The sequence below is a fragment of the Sphaerothrix gracilis Ecp01 genome (assembly GCF_030405905.1).
GTDB classification, from domain to species: Bacteria; Cyanobacteriota; Cyanobacteriia; order Phormidesmidales; family Phormidesmidaceae; genus Sphaerothrix; species Sphaerothrix gracilis.
In genome coordinates, this window is sequence record NZ_JASATW010000001.1 from 244,686 (window position 1) to 268,903 (window position 24,218).

Here is a 24,218-nt window from a genome sequence, read left to right on the forward strand (position 1 = left end):
TTAGAGATTGAGCTGATTTCCACGGCGGTACTGCATGTAAGCGGCGACAAACAAACCGGCCAGCGTCACCGGAATTAGACCTAGAACGATACCAGAGAGTAAAGGTTCTACCACGTCAAGACTCCTTAGAATTTTGAGCGTCCCTAAACAGGGACTAATACATATTATTTAATAGTAAGCGCTGCCTGTCCTCAACTGTTAACAACTACAACAGGTGTAATAATTTTTCTGGGCTTCAGAGAAAAAGCGGCGATCGCCAGCATTCTTAAGGAAGAATGCCAATTTCGGGGGATTTTAGCGGTCTGAAAGGGTTGCCTTATTTCCTGAGAAAACTTTAAGCTGTGTAATCATAAAGATAAATTCTGTAACCAGAGAAACAGTTGGCCTTGACCCACAATACCCTCAATGAACAGCCTACCGAAGCGCCTAGCCTGATTCAGCGGGCGGTAATCGCTGTAGCCGGGTTATTGCTGACCTTAGGGCTAGTCGTGTGGGGTATCCAGCACTTTCGCATTTCAGATCCCTACATTCTGCAGGTGCTGGCGCTCAATGGCGATCGCGATCGCGGTGCGCTTATTTTTCAGATGAACTGCGCTGTTTGCCACGGTTTTGAAGCCTCCGGCGAGGTAGGCCCCAGCCTGCATAACGTATCTGAACGCAAATCCAAGGTCAATCTTATCCGCCAAGTCATCAGCGGCCAAACTCCCCCCATGCCGCAATTTCAGCCCGAAGCCAAAGACATGGCTGACCTGCTGGAATACTTAGAAAGCCTTTAGCCCTAGATTTTTACAACCGTTCCTCTCTTAAAACCTCCCCATCTCCCATTCGACTTCGCTCACGGCAGGCCCTTTTTCTGATCTCCTCGTCTCCGCGTCCCCTCATTCTCACCAACTGCCTCCCTCGCAGGCCAGCAGCTTATCCAGCACAGCGATCGCTCCCGGATCGCCACTCTGACGAACTTTTTCTGCCATGCCAATATTGAGCAGTTCCATGCGCAGACGCATCAGATAGGCTTGCTCGACTTCATCTAAATCCTCGATAGAAGGCAATTGTCGTAAATTAGCGCGAAATGACAGCGCTGGATCTAGCCTCATCTTGGCGATTAGAGAGCGAATCACGAACTGCTGCTCTGGGCGGCCCTGATTCTGCCAGTCGGTTAGGGGCTGCTGCAAAATATCAGCGATATCTGACTCGGTTGCCTGTCGCTGCAGCCAGCTTTCTGAGGTGGAAATGGGCCAGTCAGGAGTTTCCTCATCTACTTTGGCAAAGGCGTGGGCTTCAGCATAGGCAATCCGACCATCTTGGTTATAGTCGGCTGACGCAACGGCCTCGCCAGTACGATCAATACCGCTGAGTCCGGCAAAGAAGCTGGAACTGTAGTCTTTGTAATCCGCTTCGTTGACTTCGGCGGTGCAGCCTACAGAGGGGCGATCGCTGACGGTGGCGAAAAAGCCGCAGCGGGTCTGCAGCGCTACCGGATTGTCGGGATTACCGTCTTCGTAAATCAAATTGGCAAATGATCCGGCAAAGCACTGGGCCATCATGGTGACAAATGGCTGATCAGCGGGAAGCTGATCGAGCTGAGCGGCCAGATCTTGTACTGACCAGGTCTGATCGCGCCAGAGATAGAGCGTATTGTTGTCTTCATTTTGAGGGTTGTAGCCGCCGTGCCCGGTGAAATAGAAAAAAGTGGAGCAGTCGCGATCGCCCACGGTCTGAGCCGTAGCAAACCAGGTTTCTAAGTTTTCCACAGTGGCGGCTCCCTGCAAATTGTCGATAGCGGGCGGCTTAAACTGCTCGCGTCTTAGCAGATCGAGATAGCGAACGGTGGCTTGACCGTCGTTGCCGTTGGCAAAGAAAATATCTGCCATAGCTGGGTTAATTCCCAGCGCCTGCAGGGTGCGCTGGAAATAGAGGACATTTTTTTCTAAGGCAATTTCGTTGTAAGCCGGAACGGGGCCACCCGCAAAGACTAAAAACTGGGGTAAATCTTTGGTTCTAAAGACGGGATCTTGAGCGAGTAGAGCTTCCAAGTCGCGATCGCCAGCCAGCGTAGCGCCTACCAAAGCACTGCCAACAGTCAAGGCAGTGGTAACCCCCCAAAAGGCTAACGACCGCATCATGTCAGTTCCAAGTTCTACTGATTCAACCTAGCAGATTTAAATCGGCTTTTTAGAACGGTCTCAGCGGTATCGGCTGCAGAGAGCGCTAAGATTCTGCCAGAGTTAGCGGCAGGGAGTCTGGATGTCAGAAATTTCGCCGGAGTTTTTAGCAGAGCGGAATGTCCGGTTTGTCCGGGTATTGTGGTGTGACAACGGTAACGTTATTCGAGCTAAGGCAATTCATGTCGGTGCCCTAAAGCGCCATTGGCAAAGAGGCGTAGGACTTTCGGTAGCGCAGCAGGCCGTACCTGCAACGGTAGACGCGCCAGCGGCAGGCAGCGGACTAGGCCCGGTAGGAGAAGTTTGGCTGGTGCCGGATGAAGCTACGCTGACGGTCTTGCCCTATGCCCCCAGCCACGCCAGGGTATTAGGCAACCTGGTCAAAGACGGTCAGCCGTGGCCTTGGTGCCCCCGTGGCTTTCTGCAGCGCATGGTGCAGGCGGCAGCCGATCTAGGACTAGAGATACAGGCCGCCTTTGAAAATGAGTTTTACCTGTTGCAAAAGCAGGGCGATCGCCTCATCCCTGCCGACCAAATGCCCTTTGCCGCTAGCCTCTCGATGGATCTGCAGCAGCCGATTATTGACGCGATCGCTGACGCACTGATAGCCCAAAATATTGAAATTGAACAGTACTACCCCGAATCTGGCCCCGGTCAGCAAGAAATTTCGGTGCGCTATACCCAGGCGATCGCCGCGGCGGATCAGCAGATTGCCTTTCGTGAGACTGTGCGGGCGATCGCTCGTCAGCACGGCCTGATTGCCTCTTTCTTGCCCAAGGTGTTTGAGAACTCAGCCGGGAGCGGCTGTCATCTCCACTTCAGCCTCTGGCAGCAGGGCCAAAACATCGTGCCCAACGGTCAGGGACAGCTCACCGCGATCGCCCGCTCTTTCGTCGCTGGCATTCTCAACCATCTGCCAGCGCTGATGCTGCTGACCGCCCCTAGCACCAACTCCTACCGCCGCCTACAGCCTCATGCCTGGAGCGGCGCCTTTCGCGCCTGGGGCTACGACAACCGGGAGGCAGCCGTGCGGATTCCGACCAATCCCAGCTCGCCCAGTCCCACCCACATCGAGCTTAAAACCGTAGACGGGGCTGCTAATCCCTATCTGGCTCTAGGCGCGGTCATTGCAGCTGGACTAGACGGCGTTCGCCAAAAGCTCAGCCCTAGCGATCCGGTTGATATAGATCCAGGGCTGATACCTGAGGCTGAGCAAATGCGGCGGGGCATCGATCGCCTGCCTACTAGCCTAAAACTGGCTATGGAGCAGTTTCAGCAGGACACGGTGCTGACTGAGGCACTAGGCCAACCGCTTGCCCAGACTTACCTGGCAGTGCGTCAGGCAGAGTGGGAAGCGCTGCACAGCCTGAGTTTGGAAGAGGAAGTAAGACTGCTGGTAGAGCGTTACTAGGAAAAAGGGCTTGCCGTTCGGCTTCGCTCCCGGCAAGCGCAGTGGAACAGGTAGAGAGGCTTAACTGACCTGATGGGCTTCGCGGTAAGCGGCGTAGACACTTTTGACGTTGTACCAGTTAAGGAAAATGCGGGCGATTTCTAGCGCGAGTTGGGGTTTGCCACGATCGATTAGCCACTGCAAGAGGGGAGCCATTGTGCGCTCGTTGAGGGTGCCACCCAGGGTAAGGCCGCCCCAGAGAATGCGATGCAGCCAGGTCATCTGAATCATCAGTCGCACGTCCCAGGTGGGGTGTTTTTGATAAAACAGAACTCCCATGCGGCCCCGCTGAATTTCTTTGTCAATCAGGTTGGGGATTTGCTCTAGGGAGAAGGGAGGGTGCCAGTGGTAGCCCACCGCATCCGGGCAGCTAATCAGCTTTAAGCCCAGCTGCTTGAGCCGCACGCCCAGTTCCAAATCTTCCCAGCCGTAAAGCTGAAAGCGAGTGTCAAACAGCCCGGCTTTTTCTAGCCATTTGCGGGCGATCGCCACGTTGCCTGTTGCAAAATAGGCCCGCGAGTAGTCAGTAATTTTGAATGGCTCAGCGGTAGGCCGCTCGAAGTTGCAGGTATTGATCACGGTGCCATAAGTAAAGACGCGATCGCTGCCTGTCTCTGCTATGCCCTGCTGCAGCGCGTTAGCGTGAGCCTGCAAAAAGCCCTCCAGTACGACTAAATCGCTGTCAATAAAAATAATATAGTCACCCTGCGCTTTTTCCACCCCCAGGTTTCTGGCAGCAGCGGGGCCGAGATGAGACTGCTCAAACAGGCGCACGTGGGGAAATTCTGCGGCTTGTGCTTGCAGCCAGGTAACCGTGCCATCAGTGGAACCATCATCTACCACCACAATCTCATAGCCCATTACAGCAGTCTGCGGCGCTAGAATCTGCTGCTCCATCGCCCGCAGGCACTTTTCTAGAATGGGCCTACGGTTGTAGGTAGGAATGACAACGCTAAAGAACATGACTCGCGGACAGAGGGCATAACGATTCTAGCGGAAACCCTAGGCCGCGCGATCGCGAATCGGCTGCGAGATTACCTGAGTCAAAATCACGTAAAGGATGGCGGCGCTGATAATGCCATTGACTGGCGCAACGCCCCAGCCGTAGCTGCCTGTGAAATAGGCAATGAGTGAACCAATCACGTAGGCAATCACGCCCGCCCAGTTGAAAGCAGGTAGGCGAGCTGAGAGAGAGGGAAACTGACCCTGATGCCGAATCCAGAAATCGGCCATAATAATGCCGCCCACAGGCGGAATCACCGTTCCTAGAAAAATCAGATAGGTTGGCAGTAGATCGTAGATGCCCGAAAGCGTCAGCACCAGCGCCAGCGTCGCCCCACCTAAAACAAAGGCATGACGCTTGGGCGTGCGAAACATGTTAGCCCCAGCTACTGAGAAGGCGTAAATTGTATTGTCCTGCGTTGTCCAGACGTTCAGAATCAGCAAAATCAGGCCGCCAGCCAAGATTCCCTGAGTCGCCATTGCCTGAATCAAGTCCTGGGTGCCGTACACCATTGTTGAGAAGGCTCCAGCAAAGACCAGCAGTCCGTTGATCAAGAAAAAAGCGCAGAGGGTTGATAAAACTGCGCTTTTGCCAGAGCTGGCAAAGCGGCTCCAGTTAGTTGCCTGAGTGCCGCCGGAAATAAAGGTACCAATGACGATGGCTAGGGCCGCTCCAAAGCTGAGTTCACCGGAAGGCGCTGCCACTCTCGCGGCATCAAAGTCCTGCAGGGCCAGCATTAGGCTAATCGCTACCAAAATCAGCATGGCAGGCACAGCCAAGCGGCTCAGCCAGTCAATCGCCTGGTAGCCAATGTAAGCCGTAGCGCAGAAGCCATAGTTGAAAATCAGCACCAAAGCGCCATAAAGAATTGGGTTGGCTGGCAAGTTCAGCAGCTCTACTAAAACCTGGACAATAACGGCAGTTGTAAAGGCATACCAGCCGATTTGCGTGAACCCCATAATAAAGTCCACCCAGCGAGAACCAACATTGCCAAAGCTGAATCGAGCCATTAAAACGGTAGTCAAGCCGCTTTTAGCCGCAATGTAACCCAAGGCCGCGCAATAAATACCCAAAATGGCATTGCCCAGCAGGATGACGCCCAGCATCGTAGAAAAGCTAAAGGCAGGGCCAATCGCGCCCCCGGCAAACAACGTAGTGGAGGTGAGGGCAAAGCCCATCAACAGCAGAGCCAGTGACCAAACAGGCTTGCGCGCTGTGGCTGGGACAGCGCTCAGCGGATAATCTTCGCCAGCCTGGGAGCGATCGACTGACTGAGTATCTACCGTAAACGTCATGAGATAGCGCGTCCTTATTTTCAAAGAAACCTTGTTTCTTTAAATAAGATGCTTCTCAAGTAACGGCAGTATCGTAGACGACGAGAGTTTGATGCAATTTAAGGCTGGTTTAATCTGGAATGCCGGTTGGCTTATGAATTTGCTTGTCTGGGCAGGGGGACGGAGCCTGCCAGCCGTAGGGATGAATGGCGCACACCAGTAAATGACGGGTATCTTTGCTGCTGCCGTAGCTGAGGCCATGATAGTTGAGGCAGCCGAGGCAGGCTTTGGGGCGAGAGCAGGCCGATTCAGTAAATCCTACCTGCGATCGCAAAATTTGCAGCTTGCTCTGGAGCCGATGCCACTGGGCATATCTTTTCTTTCGCAGCAGATAATTGGCTTTACTAAAAACTTCATCGGCGCTCATTGTGGCTTCGCTCCCTGGCCTGTAGTTCTAGCCTACCCAGGATTTGAGCGATCGCACAGGGCTACTTAATCAGGCAAAATTGGGACAGCGGCAGACTGAGAGCCTTGGTAGAGGTAGCGATTAACCTATTGGTTTCAATCTACGCGGCGTCAGCAGGCTTGAGAAAACTTAATTAATTGTTAACAGAGAATCGCCAGCGGTGAGCTTTGCTATATTCGGACACAGCATTTGTCAGGGATGGCTGTATGAAAGGTTGCGGCTGGCTTCTACGTTGTTGAGTCAATCGCTCCAACCTAATTACATCTGAAGTCCAAAACTTGGCCAGTTTGAAAAAGAAACGGTTAACTTTCAGGAATTAGGCTGTGTTCCTCTGAATTAAGTCAAGAACATACATTTTATACACTGAGATAGCGATGTTCGAACCTATTGCAGCAGGCATTATTGCATTTGTCTTGTTTGTCTGGTCTGTTGAGATGCTGGGCGGTGCCGAGAAAACTGGCAAGCCGAGCGGTCTGCCTCTGCCAGAGTGGCTGTTTAGTAAGCCAAAGAAAAGGCCCTCTGCTGAAGAGGAACTGGGCAAAAATCTAAGCGCAATTATTAAAGAAGCGCTCAAAGATAAATAGGTTGTAGTGAAATGACACCCCTAAAATGGTGCAAATTATCAATAGGCTAAAACCCTTAAATCCGGTGCGTTACGCTGCGCTTTTCTGCTATGCCCTTCGGGCTATACAGCACCCTACTTAATGCTCTATTTTAGCTGTGTGCCCCACTACAATTTCCACTTAAACGGTGTTCCTTTGATCGGGAATTTTTTTATCCGCTTCTATTTTTCCTGACTGCAGCGGGCGAATGATTTTTTCTAGATGCAGCAGCAAGGCTTGAAACTCGGCTTCGGTTTGGAGTCCAGTAATTTCGATCGCCTGGTTACGGTCAGCAATCAGCAGCATCGGTTCGGGCGATCGCAGGTACAAGAGCGTCTCAATCTTGGCCGTGTTGAGCTGGGCTATGTGGCGGCGGTTGAGGCAGAAGGTGAGCTGTTTAGCATCGATATAGAGATGTTCCTCCTGACTAATTTCTAACCCTTTCCAAAGCACAAGGCCGAAGGCGATCGCCACTTCCAGCCAGTCCCACCATTCCGGACTGAGGCCGATGAGAGAAGGCAAATAAATAATTGAGGTATTTTGCCACAGGAGCTGATGCAGCAGTTCCCCTGTCACAGCCATAAATTTAGTAGTCAACACCACAAACAGCAAAAAACCCGACTGCTGCAGCGCGTCTTTAATCATGCGCCCAGAACTGCCCAAGTTCCAGCGGGAAAAGAGATGCCACTGCTGGGCCTGCTGCCTGAGATGAATTGTACTCACTGCGGCTGATTGAACTGCAAGCGCACTGATGGGCAGCAGTTCTGCCGCTTTGCTTTCTAAGCCCTGGCTGCAGGCGAAGATAATGGGAATATCCTGCAGGTGACGCTGCAGCTTGCGGGCAGCCTTGAGTGCCGTCATCACCGAGCGTTTTTCAAATACCAAATACTGAGAGCGATCGCGCAGCACAATTTTGCCGCGCCAGGTATGGGTCAGCGCCTCCTTAAACGCGCCGCCGCGTACCTCAACCCGCTCAATCAAAATGTAATTCGCCTGCGATCGCCGGAAAGACTCTTGGTATAAAAGCTGACTCTGATTGCGAACGGCTATCTCTAGGTCATCCTCGTCGGCTTTCACAGCTACCTGCTGGTAGGATTGCTCCGCAAAATACTGCTGTTTAGCAAAGCCGACATCAAACCACCAAAGCAGACCAAAGAGGACAAAAATCCAGTGGTCGTAGTCCCGCGCATAGTAGGACAGCAGCGACAAAACGCCGAAAATCAGCAAAAGCAGCAGACTTGTAGCCGTATCGGTATAGCTGCGGCGCTTAGTTAGCTCGTCCCACATGATGCCTAGCAGCAGGCTGTAAGCAAGCTGGAATAGCTGTTTGACCTGCACCAGAGGCCAAATCAGGTTGGCATAGGGCTGACGGTTGAGGCGATAAAGCCGCCCCTGCAAAATAGGCTTCACAGGCATGGGCTGGCACTAGTAACTATCCTTAATTTGCCCAGTCATAAGCGATCGCCTGACGCTAATCCCCAGAACTCAGAGCATCGGACCGAGTTAGCTCAACTTGCTCAGCCGCGAAGCGAATTTGCACCTGATGACCATAGGTAATCCCCAGAATCTGCGGCGCTAAAACCTCCACCAGAGTATCAGATTGAAAATGCCGCACCTTGGTTTCAGGATGGGGATAGTAAACCAGACCGCTGTAAGTTTTTCCCTGAAAAACAAGCTGACAGTCGCAGAAAGAAAAGGTCTCCGGCGGGCAGAGGTCAGTCCAATGAAGGTGGGGAAACTGGTAGGCCGGAGACTTGAGGGCAAAGTGATAGGGAGCGATCGCCAAGTTGAGCGTTGCCGGATAGTAACCGCTCAAATCCAGTCCTCGCGCTTGAAAAGCAGGGGTTTGCATGGCAATAGTGCCCTGGGGATAGGGACTGTTGCTGGCCGTGCCGGAAGCAACCCGGTGTCCGGCGGTGACGACAGCTTCAATCTGTAGCCAATCAGTGCTCATAGAATGAGGGGCAAAATATCCGGAAAATGACTGAACCCACTTGAATCAAAACCTGTCAGCAAATTCAGTCCCCCTTATTTTCTCAGAAATCTACCTATGGCTTACTCTACTCAGAGCATCCGCAGTCGCCGCCGCAATCGAGTTCGTAGCAAGACGGCCTACCGACCCCCCAATAATAGTAAGCCCGGACGCCTAGATTCTGGCGGCGGTCGTTAGAATATGGGCTATGACGATTGAATTAGGTCGGGAAACGTGCCGTCACTTAGCGATCGCGGCTCAGCGCGAGTGGCTAGTCACCAACGGCATTGGTGGCTATGCAGCCGGTACAGTGGCAGGACTCCTGACCCGGCGATACCACGGACTTTTGGTCGCGGCCCTCAATCCCCCTTTGGGCCGGACCTTGCTAGTTGCCAAGGCTGACGAAACAGCCCTCTACCAGGGCCAGGTTTATCCCCTATCCGTCAATGGCTGGGCCGATGGTAGCTGCAATCCACGCGGCGATCGCCAGATTGAAAGCTTTCACCTCGACGGTACCCTGCCAGTCTGGAACTTTGCCTGCGGTGACGCGCTGCTGCAAAAGCAAGTCTGGATGCCCCAGGGAAGCAATACAACCTACATTCGCTATACCCTGCGCCGCGCCTCTCAGCCCCTGACCCTATTGCTCAAAGTCTTCGTCAACTACCGCGACTACCACAGCGATACTCAGGCTCAGGACTGGCAGATGGCGATCGCTCCGGTAGCCCACGGCCTGAAGGTACAGGCATTTCCCAAAGCTACGCCGTTTTATTTACTCAGCGACAAGGCCGACCTCCAGCCTGTTCACCAGTGGCACTATGGCTTTGATTTAGCCCTAGAGCACTACCGTGGGCTACGTGACCAAGAGGATCATCTACAGGCGGCAACGGCTGAAATCGTCCTGCAGCCCAACGACTCTGTCACCCTGATCGTCAGCACTGAGGCCGAGGCTGACCGCAACGCCCAAGCCGTCCTAGACCAGCGCCGCGCCTATGAGCAGAGTCTGCGCGATCGCTGGCAGGCCAGCTCTGCCAAAGCGGCTCAGGCTCCCGCCTGGATCAACCAGCTCGTATTGGCTGCCGATCAGTTCATTGTCGATCGGGCCACAGGTCGCCCTGGTGAAGGTAAAAGCCTGATTGCTGGCTATCCCTGGTTTGGTGACTGGGGCCGCGATACGATGATTAGCCTGCCGGGGCTGACTTTGACGACCGGACGCGCAGAGGTCGCAGCGGCAATTCTACGCACGTTTGCCCGCTACGTGGATCAGGGCATGTTACCCAATCGCTTTCCCGATGTGGGAGAAACGCCCGAATACAACACGGTAGATGCTACGCTCTGGTACTTTGAGGCGGTGCGGCTCTATTACGAAGCAACAGCCGATGAGCAGTTGTTAGCAGCTTTATTTCCCGTACTAGCGGACATCATAGACTGGCACCGTCGCGGTACCCGCTATGGCATTCACCTAGATACTGACGGTCTGCTTTACGCCGGAGAAGCCGACGTTCAGCTTACCTGGATGGACGCCAAGGTAGACGACTGGGTAGTCACGCCCCGTATGGGCAAGCCAGTTGAAATCAACGCTCTCTGGTACAGCGCCTTGCAAACGATGGTGCAGTTTGCCCGCCAGTTAGGTAAGCCCGGCCAAGACTACGAGGCGATCGCCCAGCGCACCCAAACCCAGTTCAGCCGCTTCTGGAATGCTAAGGCGGGCTACTGCTACGACCTGATTGACAGCCCTACCGGAGCCGATGTCAGCCTGCGCCCCAATCAAATTTTTGCGGTTTCCCTACCGCTGGCGGCGGGACGCAGAGCACCGTCCCTGCTGACAACCGCTCAGCAAAAGCAGGTCGTCGATTGCTGCGGCCGCACTCTGCTGACCTCTTACGGTCTGCGATCGCTAGCCCCTAGCCACCCTGACTATCAGGGGCACTACGGCGGCGATCGCTGGCAGCGAGATGGAGCTTATCACCAGGGAACCGTTTGGGGCTGGCTGCTCGGCCCGTTTGCGCTGGCCCACTATCAGGTCTATGGCGATCGCCAGCAGGCCCTGACTTTCCTTGCTCCCATCGCGCATCACCTCTACGATCACGGCATCGGCAACATCAGCGAAATTTTTGACGGCGATGCTCCTTTTGCTCCGCGCGGCTGTCCGGCTCAAGCCTGGAGCGTAGCTGAAGTGCTGCGGGCTTGGCTAGCGCTCATCTAGCTCTAGTAGAGCTGCGAGTTACGCTTTGCTTTAGGCTAGAGACGAAGGTTTCTAGGTTGACGAACCGTTTACCTGGTACAGATAGTTCTAATCAACTCAGGGCAGAGTAGAACCAGTGCAATAGTGCCAAAGGAGTTACGCCAGCGTGAAACTGGAGTCGTCTAAATCTGAGCAAATTGAAAAGCCGCGATCGCTTATTGTCCCCCCACCCCAGCCATCTTGGCTCAAGAAAACTTTTTCAGCCGAGGTGATTGCGCCCCTGATTGTAGGCTTTTGCGTGCTGCTGGGCTGGGAAATTTTGGTACGGCTGCTGCAGATTCCGCCCTACCTGCTACCGGGGCCGCTGCTGGTGCTGCAAACTCTGTTTCAGGAATGGCCCGATCTGTTTCCCTCGCTGCTGGTGACGGTGCAAATTACGCTGATGGCCTTTGCCGCCGCAGTGGTGTCAGGACTGGGAATGGCAGTTTTATTTACCCAGAGCAAATGGATTGAGCGCAGCCTGTTTCCCTATGCGGTGATTCTACAGACGACGCCAATCGTGGCGATCGCCCCCATCATTATCATCTGGTTTAAGAACAATACATTTGCAGCGCTGGTGGTCTGCGCCTGGATCGTAGCCTTTTTCCCAATTGTGTCCAATACCACCTTGGGTCTTAACAGCGCCGATCACGCCCTGCAGAACCTATTTCAACTGTATGGAGCCAATCGCTGGCAAACCCTACGGTACCTGCGCCTGCCTAGCGCTATGCCCTATTTTCTGGGGGGCTTGCGCATCAGCGGCGGGTTGGCGCTCATTGGCGCTGTCGTGGCTGAGTTTGTGGCGGGGACGGGCGGTGCCCGCTCGGGGATTGCCTATCAAATTCTGATGTCAAGCTATAACCTGCAGATCCCACGGATGTTTGCGGCCCTGCTAATGACAACGGTGCTGGGTGTCCTGATTTTCGTGGGCCTAACGCTGCTTTCTGATACTTTACTGAGCCATTGGCATGAAAGCGCCATCAAGCGGGAAAACTAGGGCTGGACAAACTGGCTGATTCAGGTTCTCCGGTGAGGCAGCCATTCCTTACCTAAAATTTTGACCATCGGTGAAACTTAGGTAAAGATACGGCATCTTTCAGGCAGACGAATCTGATTCAATGCACTTTAGAAACAGCCCGTAAAATTACATAGACTATTTCTCTAGCGTTCTCTAAATCTCTGAACTATCCGGCTAAGCTGTCTTAATTTATCTTCAATAGGCCAATGACTCATGTAACCAACCCAGCGGACTATCAGCTTGAAGTCCAGGGGTCAGCGTGCATTATCCGGCTGCCAATCTCCTTTACGGTACTCAAAGCAGCCGCTTTCAAAAAATGGTTTCAAACGCTGCATGAACAATACCCTCAGACCAACTGTATGGTTTTGGATCTGAGCGAAACGACTTTTATTGACAGCAGCGGTATCGGGGCGCTAGTGATTTGTCGGCGGCTGTGTCAAACCCGCAACAGCGAACTGATTTTGCGGGATGTTTCGGCTCAGGTGATGATGGCCTTATCGGTCACAGATTTAAACCAAATCTTTACGATCGAAAATAGTGTCTCAGCTTCGCCTGCAACTGTCCCAGTCGCAGCCCACTGCCAGCTATTAGCGGCGCATCCCTCAGTGAATTCGCGGGCCAAGCGAATGATGGACATTGTCGGCGCTCTGGTCGGTCTAAGCATTACCAGCATTCTGTTTGTGCCGATTGCGATCGCCATCAAGCTAGACAGCAATGGCCCGGTTCTCTTCGGTCAGGTGCGCTGTTCCTGGATGGGCAAGCGGTTCCGCATCTGGAAATTTCGCTCAATGGTGACGGATGCCGAGGCCCTTAAACACCGAGTCCAAAATCAGGTAGAAGGGCCGCTGTTCAAAAACGAGAATGATCCGCGCGTCACTAAAGTCGGTCGCTTTCTGCGCAAAACCAGCCTGGATGAGCTACCGCAGTTTTGGAACGTGCTTAAGGGGGAGATGAGCCTGGTAGGTACTCGCCCACCCACCCCGGATGAGATCGAGCATTATGAAGTGCCAGAGTGGCAGCGGTTGGACGTGAAGCCGGGAATGACAGGGGAGTGGCAGGTCAACGGCAGATCAACGGTCAAAAAGTTTGAGGATGTAATTCGCCTCGACCTGCGCTATCAGGAAAACTGGAGTCTGATGTACGACGTCAAGCTGATCCTCAAGACGGTTTTGGTGCTGTTTTCTAAGAAGGCAGGCGCGTCTTAAAGCTAGATTCTAATTAAAAACTCATTTTTGCCTCAGGGGTTTTCTGGTTAAATCTTGAATACTCAGAGAAATCTGAGAAGACTGTAACGAGGCATTGCATGTTCACCATTACCCTCACTTGGGCGCTGCTGGCCGGATACGGCTTTTTTATCTACCGCATTGTGCAGGCGACTACTCCCGATAAGGTTTCCGCTTCAGAATTTTTTCAGGGACAATCCCGGCAGGGACAGGCTCCGGGGCTATGGCTGTTAGTAGCCAGCGCTGCCATTTCCTGGATTTTTGCTAAGTCAATTGACAACGCTGCTAGCCTGGGTAACGCCTTTGGTATTACGGGCGGCATCGGCTACGCCATCTACTATCTCAGCTTTGTTACAGCGGCGATCGCGCTCTATTTTATCCGGGTGCGGGGCGGGCACCAGTCGATTCCTGAATTCTTAGTCAGCAAATACGGCAAAATTTGTGCGCGGTTGTTCCTGCTAGCGATCGCCATTCGCTTGCTCAATGAGGTCTGGTCCAATACCAAAGTCTTCTCCCTCTATTTCGGCCCGGAGGGCAGTTTAGGCTATTGGATTGCGGCCCTTTTAGTCACCGCTTTCACCGTCTACTACAGTCTGCTGGGGGGACTACGCAGCAGTCTGCTCACAGACGGGGCGCAAATGCTGCTGGCAGCAGTGCTGCTGGTAGTAATCTTAGTGGTGCTGGGGCCGGGGCTGATGACTCAGGGCCTGCCCGTGGTGGAACCAGAGACGCGGTTAGCAGGTCTAACCTTCTGCGGGCTGGCCTTTGTCCAAATTTTTAGCTATCCCTTCCATGATCCGGTGATGACCGATCGGGCCTTCATCACTTCACCTCGCGTTATGCTAAAGGGCTTTATTATCGCCGGGATTATCAGCGGTGGATTTATCTTTCTCTTCAGCTCAGTCGGTCTTTATGCCAGAGCCAACGGGATTGAGGGAAACGCAACCTTAGCAGTGCCCGCTTTGTTTGGCCTGCCAATGCTACTGGTGTTTAACGCCATCATGCTGACCAGTGCTGGCTCGACTTTGGATTCTACCTTTTCTAGCGTTGCCAAGCTAGGGGCGCGGGACTGGTCAAACCGCAAAGACAAACCAACCGAAATGCAGGCCTACATTGGCCGCTGGTGGATTGTGGCGATCGCGCTGCTGGGCAATCTACCCCTGCTGAGTATCTATCTAGGCGATCGCGTCGGGCCTGCCATCATCTTGGCGACGACGATCAGCGGCACGATGGTCATGGGACTAGCACCGATTTTTCTACTGTCCTTTATTCGTCAAGCCAGCAGCCTGAGCTTTCACCTGGCTTTTTGGCCCGGACTGATTTTTGGCGTATTGCGAGTTCTAGAGAATGCCTTCAGCACCCAAATTTTTCCCACCTGGATGGCGATGGGGTCAGGCAAGTATGCGGTGGACTTGGGGATCAACGTCTACGGCGTGCTGTTGTGTACCCTAGGCTATCTGCTAGGCGCGTTCTTGAATCACTCATTAGCGAGCCGCGAAGCAAGGCGGTAAATCAATTTTGCGTCTCGTAAGTCTGTATGGGGGCGCTGTGCTTACCCCAATCTCAGACTGGTTAAAGGCTGTACGAAATCCGTTCGTTAGAGGCTGTATCTATTGCCAAGAAGTAGGCTAGTCGGGAAACCCTCCCATGATGAAGCACCTTTTCGGTAGTAAGCGGCTGCGATGGTTAGGACTGGCAATTTTGGCTTGGGGAGTGGCACTATTGCTGTGGCAGGCTCCGGTCGTCCATCAAAGCAGACCCGCTTTTACAGAGCTGCGAGGGGTTTGGCTCACTAACTACGGCGCAGCTCTCAACTATTACAGCGCTCATTTAGACGAGGCGATCGCCCACTTAGCCCAGCATCATCTCAATACGCTGTATCCAGCAGTTTGGAACCGGGGTTATACTCTACATCCCAGTGCTGTGGCCAAACAGGCAGGCGGGGTGCGGCGCGATCGCCTGACCTCTTTACCCCTACCGTTTCAAGATACCCTGGCCGGGCTGGTGCATCAGGCACACCGTCAACATATTCGCCTGATTCCCTGGTTTGAGTACGGGCTGATGATGCCTGTTAATTCGGCGATCGCTCGTCAGCATCCTGACTGGCTCACCACAATGGCGAACGGCGAGCGAGTACAGCATACTCAGGCTCCGCCTGCAGTCAGTCCTGGCTGGCTGAATCCGCTGCGTACGCTGAAACGCGAGATGGTTGGAGCAGATCAGGGCTGGCTCAATCCCTTTCATCCAGAAGTGCAGCAGTTTCTGACTGATCTGATCGTGGAGGTGGTGCAGCGCTATCCGGTAGATGGGATTCAGCTTGACGATCACTTCGGCTTACCCATCGAATTTGGCTATGACCCCTATACGATCGAGCAATATCGCCAGGAGCATGGCGGCGTTGCCCCTCCCAGTAATCCAGCCGATCCGGAATGGATGCAATGGCGTGCCGAGAGAATTACCCAGTTTATGGCAAAAATTACCACGGCGGTTAAGGCAGTGCGACCGGAAGTGATTGTGTCCCTCTCGCCCAATGCGCCCGCGTTTGCCTACGATCGCTACCTGCAAGACTGGTCGCGCTGGGTAGAAATGAACCTACTGGATGAAGTCATTGTGCAGGTATACCGGGACGATCTCAACAACTTTGAAGCGGAGCTGTATCGGGGGCCACTGCGCCGCCTGAGTCAGGCTATACCCCTTAGTATTGGCCTGTATACCGGGCCTTTTCTGACAGCAAAACCTATGGAACAAATTCAGCAGGAAGTTGAAATTGTCAGGAAGGCCGGGTTTCGCGGCGTCTCGTTTTTCTGTTGGGAAACAACGCTATGGCTATTTCGCGGCAGTTCCCATACTCAGGTGAGTCAGGGAATGGAGCAGCTATTTTCGGCTACCAAAACAGGTGATTGAGTACGTGGCGAAACAGCTTCGGCCCTGGGGGTTCGCTGTAGTCAGCCGGTAGGAGCTGGCGCATGGCCTGCTCTAGCCTTTCTAAAGCGGCGTCAATTTCTAGGCGTTTGAGGCGATCGCGTTTTTCAAACTCCAGCGGTTCGCCAAAGCGAATTGTCAGCGTTTTGCGCAGGTAGAGATCCTGAGTACCCGTGATAGCCACAGGCACAATGGGGACGCCGTTGCGCAGGGCGTAGAGAACGGTGCCCCGCTTCAGCGGATAGAGCTTGCCTTCCTGACTGCCTAGGCGACCTTCGGGAAACAGCAGGATACCATCGCCATCGGTCAGGACAGTCTCCACCGTCCGATCGATTTGCCGCAGCGATCGCACCTCTCCCCCGGAAGGCACCTCCTGTTCTATCGCCTCCGCCATGTCGGCTAAGTCTTCGCGGCCCGCTTCAGCCGCCTCAACCACAGCAATCTCTTCTTTCCACCAGCGATCGAGGGGAATCACGCCGCCGGCCCAGCTCAGCACCCAGCGCTTCCACCACTTGTTATAGAGGGTGCGGGCATCCCCCAGGATGTAAAAGTAGGGGTCTGGCGGTAGTTTGGCTAGCAGCAAAAACGGATCGAGATGGCCGAGATGATTGGCCGCTAGAATCGCTGGCTGCCGGGGCACCGCCTCGATATTCTTCACCTCAACCTGAAACAGCGTCAGCACAAAAGTGCGCATTACCCAGCGCCGCAGTTCACCCGCAGCGCGGCGATCGCAGCCCCCTGCCGCCCGCTGCTCAAACTGCTCAAACGCCTCTCGCACCGACCAGCGCACCAGTTCACTCCGTCCGGCCTCGATTCCTTCTTCTACCCGCTGCAGAACATCGGGCGTCAGGGTCACATCGCTGGGGCGATCGCTAGCAGGCATGTATATTCAGTAGTCCTAAGTAGAGTGAGCGATGGATTTAAATCAAGTTCTGAGCCGCCTTTAGGTCATTGGGGAGGACGGCTGCCGGAAAAATCGGGGTCAAGCCCGCACCCGTCGAGCAACTGTTGTCGCCACAGCGTATCACGTTTGCGATCCCCAGAAATCTCCAGCAGCCTAATTCCGGTAGCGGGTAGGGTACTGATGGCCTGCTGCAGTCTCTCCCAGGTAGTCACGCGCTCATAGATGATGCCATAGGCGGCACTCAGCTGCTGAAAATTTACCTGCTGCGGCATGGCGAAGAATTGCTCAAACGGTGGCTCAAACTGCGAAATTGGCAGCATTTCAAAAATGCCACCGCCGTTATTGTTAATCATCACAATTGTGAGATGTCCCTGAAACTGCGGCAGGCTGAGAAAGCCGTTGGTGTCGTGCAGGAGAGCTAAATCGCCCGTGAGTAAAACACTGGGACGCGACTGATGCGCAACGCCAAGCGCCGTGGAGAGCGTACCGTCAATGCCGTTGGCCCCCCGGTTGAAAAAGGGCTGAATCTGGCGATCGCCCGGTTGCCAAAAATATTCCACATCCCGCACTGGCATACTGTTAGCAATGATCAGCGGTGTTTGCTCCGGTAGGTGCCGGGACAGCATCCAGGTCACTTTGCCCTCAAAGAGTGGCTCAATTGCCCGCAGTTCCGTTGCCAAACGCTGCCAAACCTGGCGATCACACTCAGCCCAGTCTTTCCAATAGGCAGGAGGCAGAGAGGGCGGGTGAGCTAACGCCTGGGCCAGTTGCTCCACCGACATAGGTAAAGTGCGAGTGCGCTGGTGCAGCGGATCGAGATTGCGATCGCCCGCCTCCACCTGCCAGCACAGCGGCTCATGGCACTGCAGCCACTGGCGCAGGACTTTGCTCGTAGGCAGGGGGCCAAGCTGAATCACCTGCTCAGGCACGAGCCGCTCGGCCCAGGGCAGCTGACGCAAAATAGCATCGTAGGCCGTGATTAGCTGCGGGTTGAGGCGGGCCTGATTGCGCAGCGGAGACAAGCCTTCAGCTAGAATAGGCCAGCCCAGGGTTTGAGCAATCTGAGCTACCGCTTGGCAGTAGGCTTGGGGCCAAAGCGGCTGGGCAGGACCCGCAATGATTAAACCGCGATCGCAGGTTTGCCACTGCTCTAAAAGCGTTTGATCGATGTTGAAGGATGGCTCGACCCTGAGGGCTGCTGCAGGTGAACCCAAATGGGCGAAAAAACGGGTCGAGTCAAAGCCGTCGGCGAAGGCTTCAGCCTCCGGCTCAGCTAGGGGAGCTAGCGGATCGCGAAAAGGGCAGTTGAGGTGAACCGGGCCGCCAAGGGGAAACTGCGATCGCTGCCAGGCTTGAACTGCCATCTGACGGGCATAGCGGAGGCTATCCAGAGTGAGGGCGGGCAGGGCCAGCTCAGCATACCAGTTAGGAAAGCGGCCATAGAGCTTTTGCTGATCAACGGTTTGCCCAGAGGCACAGTCTCTCAGCTCTGGTGGGCGATCGGCAGTGAGCACAATCAGCGGCACGCGGCTTTCACTCGCCTCAATCACCGCCGGATAGAAATTAGCCCCGGCTGTCCCCGACGTGCAAATGAGCACTACCGGGCAGTGCGATCGCTTAGCTACCCCCAGGGCGAAGAAAGCCGCCGAGCGCTCGTCTAAAACCGGAATGGCGTCAACTTGAGGCTGCCGGGCGATCGCCACCGTCAGCGGCGTAGAGCGAGAACCGGGACAGATGACAGCCGTCTTCAGGCCCAGGCGCACCCAGGTTTCAACTAAGACTGAGGCCCAAAGCGCATTGCAATTGCGAAAATCCAACCCCATACCGTTCCCTATTCCACTGCTAGCGCCTTCAGCAGCGCCTGCAGTTTAAGCTGAATTTCGGCTACTTCTTTGTCTGGATTGGAGCCAGCGACAATGCCTGCCCCGGCATAGAGCCGCGCCTGATTTTGATTGATCAACGCTGAGCGAATACCGACAATGAACTCGCTGTCGCCGTTAGCGTCCACCCAGCCCAGCGGCGCTGCATAGAGCGATCGCTCAAAACTTTCATGCTGCTGAATTAAATCACAGGCCGTTTCGCTGGGAAATCCGGCTACGGCTGGCGTTGGATGTAGCACTTCTAAAATTTTCAGCGGGTGATGCTCAGGGCTGAGCTGAGCGCAAATGGGCGTGTGTAAGTGCTGAATATTAGAGAGCCGCAGCAGATTTGGGGTGTGGCTGTGTTGAGGCTGGAGTCCTAGCTGGCGTAAGCGCTGACCGATAAAATCGACCACCACCTGATGCTCATAGCGCTCTTTGCGGCTGTGGCGGAGGCGCTGGGCGATCGCGGTATCTTGTCGTTCAGTTTGGCCCCTAGGAGCCGAGCCAGCTAGGGCATCGGTCAGCAGTTGGCCGCGACTAATGCTGATGAGTCGCTCAGGGCTAGCGCCCAAAAAGGTCTGTCCCCGGCCATTACTGGTGGAGAAAATATAGCAGTCTGGATAGCACTGTCGCAGATTTGCTAAAGAAGCCGGGAGCCAAAATCGAATTGACGTTTCGACATCTAGCGCATGGGCCAGCACCACCTTACGCATCTGCTGCTGCTGAATCTGGGTTAAAACGTGGGTGACGCCGCTACGAAACGAGGTTAGATAGCGGCTGTGTCTTAAGGATTGCTGCGGCGCAGCCCCACAGGCGGGTACTAAAGTCCGAGCCGTCTGCAGCGAGGTTGCCAGCATCCGACAGGTTTCCAGCCGGGTCAGACAAGTCTGGATCTCTCGCATAACCTTGTCTAGACTGCATTGGGCCGTAATCGGTAAGTTCAAGCTGAGGCTGAAGCGCTGCTGCTGGCGCACTAGCTGAAACCGTGGCAGAAAAGCGCTGGCGGCGGGGAAAGCCCCGCTAGCCTGTTCAAAAAAAGTAAAGCGACAAAAAAAACGCGGCTCAGCCGACTTAGCAAGTAGAGGACGATAGCGAACAATGTGGCTGAGCTGAGTTTTAATGAACTGCCGCACCTGCTGGAAGCGCTGAGAACCGCTGCTCTGATAGGCCGTAGCGCTTTCCCAAGCGACAACGGCTCGCTGCTGGGTTGGGGCTTCGTAGTAAAAGTGAACCGTCGTGCTCTCGGCTAGCCCAGAAAGTAAATCGATGGGATCTAATGGCTCAATCTCTAAGGAGAAACTGGCAATTTTGGCGCAGCGATCGCGGACTGCTTTTTCTTGGCAGTCCTGTAGAAAGTGGTGTATCTCTTCGCAGTTTTGAAAAAGATCAGGCCGATAGGGGACAACTGGCATGGATGGGCAATATCAAGGATTTATAAGTCCAGTATTTAAATCTGGCATGAGGCAGAGGGAAGCAGCTCCTTAGGCCAAATGCCTAAAACACAAAGGTGCTGGCAGGCACCCCGCAACCATCCTCAAATAAGCCAGTATCCCTACACGTAGCATATTTAGTTTAGCCTTCACCAGTGACCGCAATAAAGCCTCAGCAATGCTCCTTAGTAATGAGTGCCCGATTTGCGGTGGTGAACGGCGGTTTTCACCTCTGGCTGCAGCAGTTCACCGCTGGTGACAGTGGCATAGACAACCCAGTGATCGCCACATTCCATCCGGCTGCTGACCTCGCACTCCAGATAGGCGATCGCCTCTTTGAGTACGGGTGAGCCATTTTCAGCCGTTTCGGTTTCTATGTGAGCAAAACGATCCTCTCCGGGGCCAAAAGGCTTGAGGAAATGCTTCATCGGGCCTAAATGCTGCCCTTCAGCCAGAATATTCAGGACAAAGGGGCTGCCCGGATACATCAGCGCTTCAATCGCCCGATCTTTGGCAACCGCCACCGTAAAGCCGGGCGGGGTAAAGGTGGCCTGGGCCACCCAAGACGCTAGCATGGCACTGGCCACATCCCCCTGTTTGGCGGTGACGATACACAGCGACCCCACAAGCCGTCCCACTGCCTGCTCTACCGCCGAGGCTGGAGTACGAGTGGCCTTAGGTCGCTTGGCCTTCTTCAGAGCTTGGGCAAAGTCAGTGCCCGCCTCTTCGCAGTACTTCAGCGTCACATCGGTAGGCTTAAACTTGACCCGAATTGGCTCAAAGCCAAAGCTATAGCCCGCATCCTTCAGCTTATTTTCGAGTAGATCAATCGCTTCGCCGCTCCAGCCAAAGGAACCAAAGACCCCTGCTAGCTGAGTCTTAGAAGCGGCGGCCAAAATCGTTCCCAGCGCCGTTTGAATTTGCGTCGGCGCGTGACCGCCCAGGGTGGGCGAGCCGATCAAAAAGCCAGCCGATTTTTCAATCGCGGCTCGAATTTCTTCCGTCTCAGCCACTTCAGCATTGATAGACTCTACAGAAACCCCTGCTTTAGTCACGCCTCTGGCGATCGCCTGCGCAATGGTGGCCGTATTGCCATAGGCCGAAGCGTAAATCAGCGTGACTGAGAGAGTCTGAGCCTGCTGCTCCTGGCTGCGCTGGCGGTAGAGCTGGGTCAGCTCATTTTGGCCGTAGAGCACTAGCGGCCCGTGTCCGGGGGCGTAGAGATAGACCCTCGGCAGATCGTCTAGCTTTTCTAGGGCGGTGAGTACCTGACGAGCGCTGGGGGCCATCAGACAGTCAAAGTAGTAGCGTCGATCCTCCAGCAGCGCCTGCCAACCCAGGTCATAGACCAGTTCATCACAGACGTGAGCACCGAAGAACTTGTCGGTGTAGAGCACCTGACTGTAGGTGTCATACGTCCACAAGCCGTCCGGCCAGCGGGGAGTAGGCACCGGCAGAAACTGGAGCTGATGCCCCTGCCCTAGATCGAGCTGTTCGTCCGGCGCTCCCTTCATCACCTGAACGTTGATGGGCTGCTCAAAGGCTTCTCGCAGGGCGATCGCTGCCGGATTAGAGCAAACCAGAGTTACCTGGGGCGCTTGCTCTAGCAGCGCTTTTAGCGTCTCTAGGCGATTGGTGTTGACGTGACCCAGAATGACGTAGTCTAGCTCAGAGAGATCAATTTGCTGCTTCAGCGCCGCCAAAAAGCGCTCAGTGAAGGATTCGCCGGGTGGGTCAATTAGCGCCAGCTTGTCACCGCGAATCAAATAGCTATTAGCGGTCGTGCCCCGCTCCAAGGCGTATTCAATCTCAAAGCGCAGACGGTTCCAACTGCGCGATCGCAGGGCTAGGGTATCCGGGGCGATCGCCAATAGCTGCACGTCACGCGGCTTTTCCAGTGACGCTGGGGCCGGAGAGTCAGAAGTTGTCGTCATAGTCTTAGTAGTAGTTGCCAACCTTGCGGTGGTGAACGGCCGTCATGGCTTCGGGGTCTGAAACCTTACCGTCTTGCACGGTGCAGTACACCAGCCAGTGATCGCTCATTTCCATGCGGCTAGCGACCTCACACTCCAGGTAGGCCAAGGCATCGGCCAGAATTGGTGAGCCGTTTTCTGCCGGACGGGTGCGAACTCCCTGGAAGCGATCGGCTCCGGGGGGGAAGCGCTTAAGGAAGTGCTTCATTAAGTCGCTGTAGTTGTTTTCTTCCAGCACGTTGAGCACAAAGCGATCGCCCACCTGCATCAGCGACTCGATCGCCCGGTCTTTAGCCACCGCTACGGTAAAGCCCAGCGGCTTGAAGCTGGCCTGAGCCACCCAGGAAGCCAGCATCGCACCTTTAACGTCGCTCTTTTGAGCCGTGATGATGTAAAGTCCGCTGCTAATACGGCCTAGCGCTTTCTGCAAGTCGGCATCAAGCGACTTAATTTTCTTGATTTTCTTGGCCTGGTTAAGCTCCTGGCCCAGGTCGGTTCCCGTTTCATCTAAAAGCTGGTAGGTCGCTTCTGACGGGGTATCTTTAACCCGAATCGGCTCAAAGACTACCTTTAGCTCCAAATCCTGGAACTTGGTCATCAGCGGGTCAATCGGCTCGTCATCACCGCCATAGGATTCAAACAGCCCAACGGCCTGCTTGCTATTCACCGCCGCCAAAATCATGCCGAGCGTCTTTTGCGCCGTTTTGGCCTCTGGGCCAGAAGAAGGCGGCATTCCCACCAGCAGCGCCTGAGAGCGGCTGACCAGTTCCTGCACATCATGGGGATCTGCCGATCGCATATCCACCATTTCCACGTTTACCCCGGTTTTGGTAACGCCTCGTGCCAGGGCCTGAGAAAGGCGATCGCTGTAGCCATAGTCTGAGGTGTAGAAGACGCCAACGGTGGTTTCAGACTTGGCCTTTTCCTGACTCCAGCGGCGATAGCGCCCGGTGAGTTCTTCAATGTTGTGGCGCAGCAGCGGCCCGTGGCCCGTGGCGATCGTCGAAACCTCACCCAGGGCATCCATCCGCTTCATGGCGGACAGCACCGAGCGGGCATTGGGAGCCATGAGGCACTCGTAGTAAAAGCGAAAGTCGGGAGAGATTTTTTCTAAATCTTCGTCGTAGGTGGCGTCGCTGCAGTAGTGCAGGCCAAAGGCGTCACAGGTGTACATCACCTGGGTTTTATGGTCGTAGGTGAAGATGGTATCGGGCCAGTGCAGATTAGGCGCGTTGACAAACTCCAGCACGTGGCCGTTGCCCAAATCTAAGGTATCGCCATTTTTAATCACCTTTTTTTCAAAAGGCTGGTTTACCAGTTCCTCGAGGAAAGCGATCGCCACTTTAGCCCCGACGACCGTAATGTTAGGCGCTAAGGCCAATACGTCTTTAACCAGGCCGCTGTGATCCGGCTCGGTGTGGCTAATCACCAAGTAGTCAATCTCCGCCGGGTCAATCTGCTCCTGCAGCAGATCTAGGTAAAGCTGGCGGAACTTGGCGTGGGAGGTATCAACTAGGGCAACCTTCTCACCGCGAATTAGGAAAGAGTTGTAGGTGGTGCCGTTTTGCAGACCGAACTCGATATCAAAGCGATCGCGATCCCAGTCGAGCGATCGCAGCGTAGTCGTATCAGCGGCAATCTCAGCCATCTGAGTTGTTAGCCGTTTCTTGAGCTGGGGTGCAGTTGCAACCATAAATGACCTCCTATTCCTAGGGCCAGCCCTGACCCCACTTAAA

Annotated in this window: 20 protein-coding genes; 8 read left to right on the top strand and 12 right to left on the bottom strand. The window is 54.5% G+C overall.

Annotation, left to right across the window (positions count from 1 at the left end; all coding sequences use genetic code 11):
- A complete protein-coding gene (petG, locus tag QJQ48_RS01155) occupies positions 1 to 114 on the bottom strand; it encodes a cytochrome b6-f complex subunit V (RefSeq protein ID WP_346289338.1) in 114 nt (37 codons plus the stop codon).
- Between the two features lie 272 nt (positions 115 to 386).
- On the opposite strand from petG, the gene QJQ48_RS01160 reads away from it, so the two are divergent.
- The gene (locus QJQ48_RS01160; protein WP_346289339.1) at positions 387 to 776 is read left to right on the top strand and encodes a c-type cytochrome; all 390 of its coding nucleotides are present in this window, start codon (positions 387 to 389) and stop codon (positions 774 to 776) included.
- A 108-nt stretch (positions 777 to 884) separates the two neighbouring features.
- On the opposite strand, the gene QJQ48_RS01165 is transcribed toward QJQ48_RS01160, so the two are convergent.
- Positions 885 to 2,123 carry a Caspase domain-containing protein gene (locus QJQ48_RS01165; RefSeq protein ID WP_346289340.1) on the bottom strand — a complete coding sequence of 413 codons (1,239 nt, stop codon included), beginning with the start codon at positions 2,121 to 2,123 and terminating at the stop codon, positions 885 to 887.
- A gap of 121 nt (positions 2,124 to 2,244) precedes the next feature.
- Between QJQ48_RS01165 and QJQ48_RS01170 the strand changes: the two genes are divergently transcribed.
- On the top strand, positions 2,245 to 3,573 hold the full coding sequence (locus tag QJQ48_RS01170; protein ID WP_346289341.1) for a glutamine synthetase family protein: 1,329 nt from the start codon (positions 2,245 to 2,247) through the stop codon (positions 3,571 to 3,573).
- 60 nt (positions 3,574 to 3,633) lie between these two features.
- Here the strand turns inward: QJQ48_RS01170 and QJQ48_RS01175 are convergent, their stop codons facing one another.
- The 3 genes from QJQ48_RS01175 to QJQ48_RS01185 form a co-directional block, all read right to left on the bottom strand.
- The gene (locus QJQ48_RS01175; RefSeq protein ID WP_346289342.1) at positions 3,634 to 4,575 is read right to left on the bottom strand and encodes a glycosyltransferase family 2 protein; all 942 of its coding nucleotides are present in this window, start codon (positions 4,573 to 4,575) and stop codon (positions 3,634 to 3,636) included.
- 39 nt (positions 4,576 to 4,614) lie between these two features.
- Positions 4,615 to 5,910, bottom strand: coding sequence for a cytosine permease (gene codB, locus QJQ48_RS01180; protein WP_346289343.1), 1,296 nt, complete (start codon positions 5,908 to 5,910; stop codon positions 4,615 to 4,617).
- A 109-nt stretch (positions 5,911 to 6,019) separates the two neighbouring features.
- A complete protein-coding gene (locus QJQ48_RS01185; protein ID WP_346289344.1) occupies positions 6,020 to 6,316 on the bottom strand; it encodes a hypothetical protein in 297 nt (98 codons plus the stop codon).
- Positions 6,317 to 6,729: 413 nt separating this feature from the next.
- Between QJQ48_RS01185 and QJQ48_RS01190 the strand changes: the two genes are divergently transcribed.
- The gene (locus QJQ48_RS01190; protein ID WP_346289345.1) at positions 6,730 to 6,939 is read left to right on the top strand and encodes a hypothetical protein; all 210 of its coding nucleotides are present in this window, start codon (positions 6,730 to 6,732) and stop codon (positions 6,937 to 6,939) included.
- A 159-nt stretch (positions 6,940 to 7,098) separates the two neighbouring features.
- Here QJQ48_RS01190 and QJQ48_RS01195 read toward each other — a convergent pair whose 3' ends face one another.
- Positions 7,099 to 8,373, bottom strand: a complete 1,275-nt coding sequence (locus QJQ48_RS01195) for a hypothetical protein (protein ID WP_346289346.1) — start codon at positions 8,371 to 8,373, stop codon at positions 7,099 to 7,101.
- A gap of 55 nt (positions 8,374 to 8,428) precedes the next feature.
- A complete protein-coding gene (locus QJQ48_RS01200; RefSeq protein ID WP_346289347.1) occupies positions 8,429 to 8,911 on the bottom strand; it encodes a hypothetical protein in 483 nt (160 codons plus the stop codon).
- Positions 8,912 to 9,137: 226 nt separating this feature from the next.
- Here QJQ48_RS01200 and QJQ48_RS01205 point away from each other — a divergent pair, with 226 nt between their 5' ends.
- From QJQ48_RS01205 to QJQ48_RS01225, 5 genes are all read left to right on the top strand, one after another.
- A complete protein-coding gene (locus tag QJQ48_RS01205; RefSeq protein ID WP_346289348.1) occupies positions 9,138 to 11,132 on the top strand; it encodes an amylo-alpha-1,6-glucosidase in 1,995 nt (664 codons plus the stop codon).
- A 196-nt stretch (positions 11,133 to 11,328) separates the two neighbouring features.
- Positions 11,329 to 12,147, top strand: a complete 819-nt coding sequence (locus tag QJQ48_RS01210) for an ABC transporter permease (RefSeq protein WP_346289466.1) — start codon at positions 11,329 to 11,331, stop codon at positions 12,145 to 12,147.
- A 227-nt stretch (positions 12,148 to 12,374) separates the two neighbouring features.
- A complete protein-coding gene (locus QJQ48_RS01215; RefSeq protein ID WP_346289349.1) occupies positions 12,375 to 13,373 on the top strand; it encodes an exopolysaccharide biosynthesis polyprenyl glycosylphosphotransferase in 999 nt (332 codons plus the stop codon).
- 98 nt (positions 13,374 to 13,471) lie between these two features.
- On the top strand, positions 13,472 to 14,902 hold the full coding sequence (locus QJQ48_RS01220) for a Na+/proline symporter (RefSeq protein WP_346289350.1): 1,431 nt from the start codon (positions 13,472 to 13,474) through the stop codon (positions 14,900 to 14,902).
- A gap of 136 nt (positions 14,903 to 15,038) precedes the next feature.
- On the top strand, positions 15,039 to 16,295 hold the full coding sequence (locus QJQ48_RS01225; RefSeq protein ID WP_346289351.1) for a glycoside hydrolase family 10-like protein: 1,257 nt from the start codon (positions 15,039 to 15,041) through the stop codon (positions 16,293 to 16,295).
- On the opposite strand, the gene QJQ48_RS01230 is transcribed toward QJQ48_RS01225, so the two are convergent.
- The 5 genes from QJQ48_RS01230 to QJQ48_RS01250 form a co-directional block, all read right to left on the bottom strand.
- Positions 16,276 to 17,196, bottom strand: coding sequence for a lysophospholipid acyltransferase family protein (locus tag QJQ48_RS01230; protein WP_346289352.1), 921 nt, complete (start codon positions 17,194 to 17,196; stop codon positions 16,276 to 16,278). The genes QJQ48_RS01225 and QJQ48_RS01230 overlap by 20 nt on opposite strands.
- A 65-nt stretch (positions 17,197 to 17,261) precedes the next feature.
- The gene (menD, locus tag QJQ48_RS01235) at positions 17,262 to 19,040 is read right to left on the bottom strand and encodes a 2-succinyl-5-enolpyruvyl-6-hydroxy-3-cyclohexene-1-carboxylic-acid synthase (RefSeq protein ID WP_346289353.1); all 1,779 of its coding nucleotides are present in this window, start codon (positions 19,038 to 19,040) and stop codon (positions 17,262 to 17,264) included.
- Positions 19,041 to 19,048: 8 nt separating this feature from the next.
- The gene (locus tag QJQ48_RS01240; protein WP_346289354.1) at positions 19,049 to 20,491 is read right to left on the bottom strand and encodes an isochorismate synthase; all 1,443 of its coding nucleotides are present in this window, start codon (positions 20,489 to 20,491) and stop codon (positions 19,049 to 19,051) included.
- A gap of 203 nt (positions 20,492 to 20,694) precedes the next feature.
- Positions 20,695 to 22,443: a diflavin flavoprotein gene (locus QJQ48_RS01245; protein ID WP_346289355.1), complete on the bottom strand. Its 1,749-nt coding sequence runs from the start codon at positions 22,441 to 22,443 to the stop codon at positions 20,695 to 20,697.
- Positions 22,444 to 22,447: 4 nt separating this feature from the next.
- A complete protein-coding gene (locus QJQ48_RS01250; RefSeq protein WP_346289356.1) occupies positions 22,448 to 24,175 on the bottom strand; it encodes a diflavin flavoprotein in 1,728 nt (575 codons plus the stop codon).
- Between the last annotated feature and the right edge of the window lie 43 nt (positions 24,176 to 24,218).

Coding starts and splice junctions, on each gene's coding strand:
- QJQ48_RS01200 (WP_346289347.1), bottom strand. CDS start 8,911: ATGAGCACTGATTGGCTACAGATTGAAGCTGTCGTCACCGCCGGACAC.
- QJQ48_RS01245 (WP_346289355.1), bottom strand. CDS start 22,443: ATGACGACAACTTCTGACTCTCCGGCCCCAGCGTCACTGGAAAAGCCG.
- QJQ48_RS01165 (WP_346289340.1), bottom strand. CDS start 2,123: ATGATGCGGTCGTTAGCCTTTTGGGGGGTTACCACTGCCTTGACTGTT.
- QJQ48_RS01220 (WP_346289350.1), top strand. CDS start 13,472: ATGTTCACCATTACCCTCACTTGGGCGCTGCTGGCCGGATACGGCTTT.
- QJQ48_RS01175 (WP_346289342.1), bottom strand. CDS start 4,575: ATGTTCTTTAGCGTTGTCATTCCTACCTACAACCGTAGGCCCATTCTA.
- QJQ48_RS01185 (WP_346289344.1), bottom strand. CDS start 6,316: ATGAGCGCCGATGAAGTTTTTAGTAAAGCCAATTATCTGCTGCGAAAG.
- codB (WP_346289343.1), bottom strand. CDS start 5,910: ATGACGTTTACGGTAGATACTCAGTCAGTCGATCGCTCCCAGGCTGGC.
- QJQ48_RS01195 (WP_346289346.1), bottom strand. CDS start 8,373: ATGCCTGTGAAGCCTATTTTGCAGGGGCGGCTTTATCGCCTCAACCGT.
- QJQ48_RS01170 (WP_346289341.1), top strand. CDS start 2,245: ATGTCAGAAATTTCGCCGGAGTTTTTAGCAGAGCGGAATGTCCGGTTT.
- QJQ48_RS01190 (WP_346289345.1), top strand. CDS start 6,730: ATGTTCGAACCTATTGCAGCAGGCATTATTGCATTTGTCTTGTTTGTC.
- QJQ48_RS01215 (WP_346289349.1), top strand. CDS start 12,375: ATGACTCATGTAACCAACCCAGCGGACTATCAGCTTGAAGTCCAGGGG.
- QJQ48_RS01205 (WP_346289348.1), top strand. CDS start 9,138: ATGACGATTGAATTAGGTCGGGAAACGTGCCGTCACTTAGCGATCGCG.
- QJQ48_RS01225 (WP_346289351.1), top strand. CDS start 15,039: ATGATGAAGCACCTTTTCGGTAGTAAGCGGCTGCGATGGTTAGGACTG.
- QJQ48_RS01230 (WP_346289352.1), bottom strand. CDS start 17,196: ATGCCTGCTAGCGATCGCCCCAGCGATGTGACCCTGACGCCCGATGTT.
- QJQ48_RS01240 (WP_346289354.1), bottom strand. CDS start 20,491: ATGCCAGTTGTCCCCTATCGGCCTGATCTTTTTCAAAACTGCGAAGAG.
- QJQ48_RS01250 (WP_346289356.1), bottom strand. CDS start 24,175: ATGGTTGCAACTGCACCCCAGCTCAAGAAACGGCTAACAACTCAGATG.
- menD (WP_346289353.1), bottom strand. CDS start 19,040: ATGGGGTTGGATTTTCGCAATTGCAATGCGCTTTGGGCCTCAGTCTTA.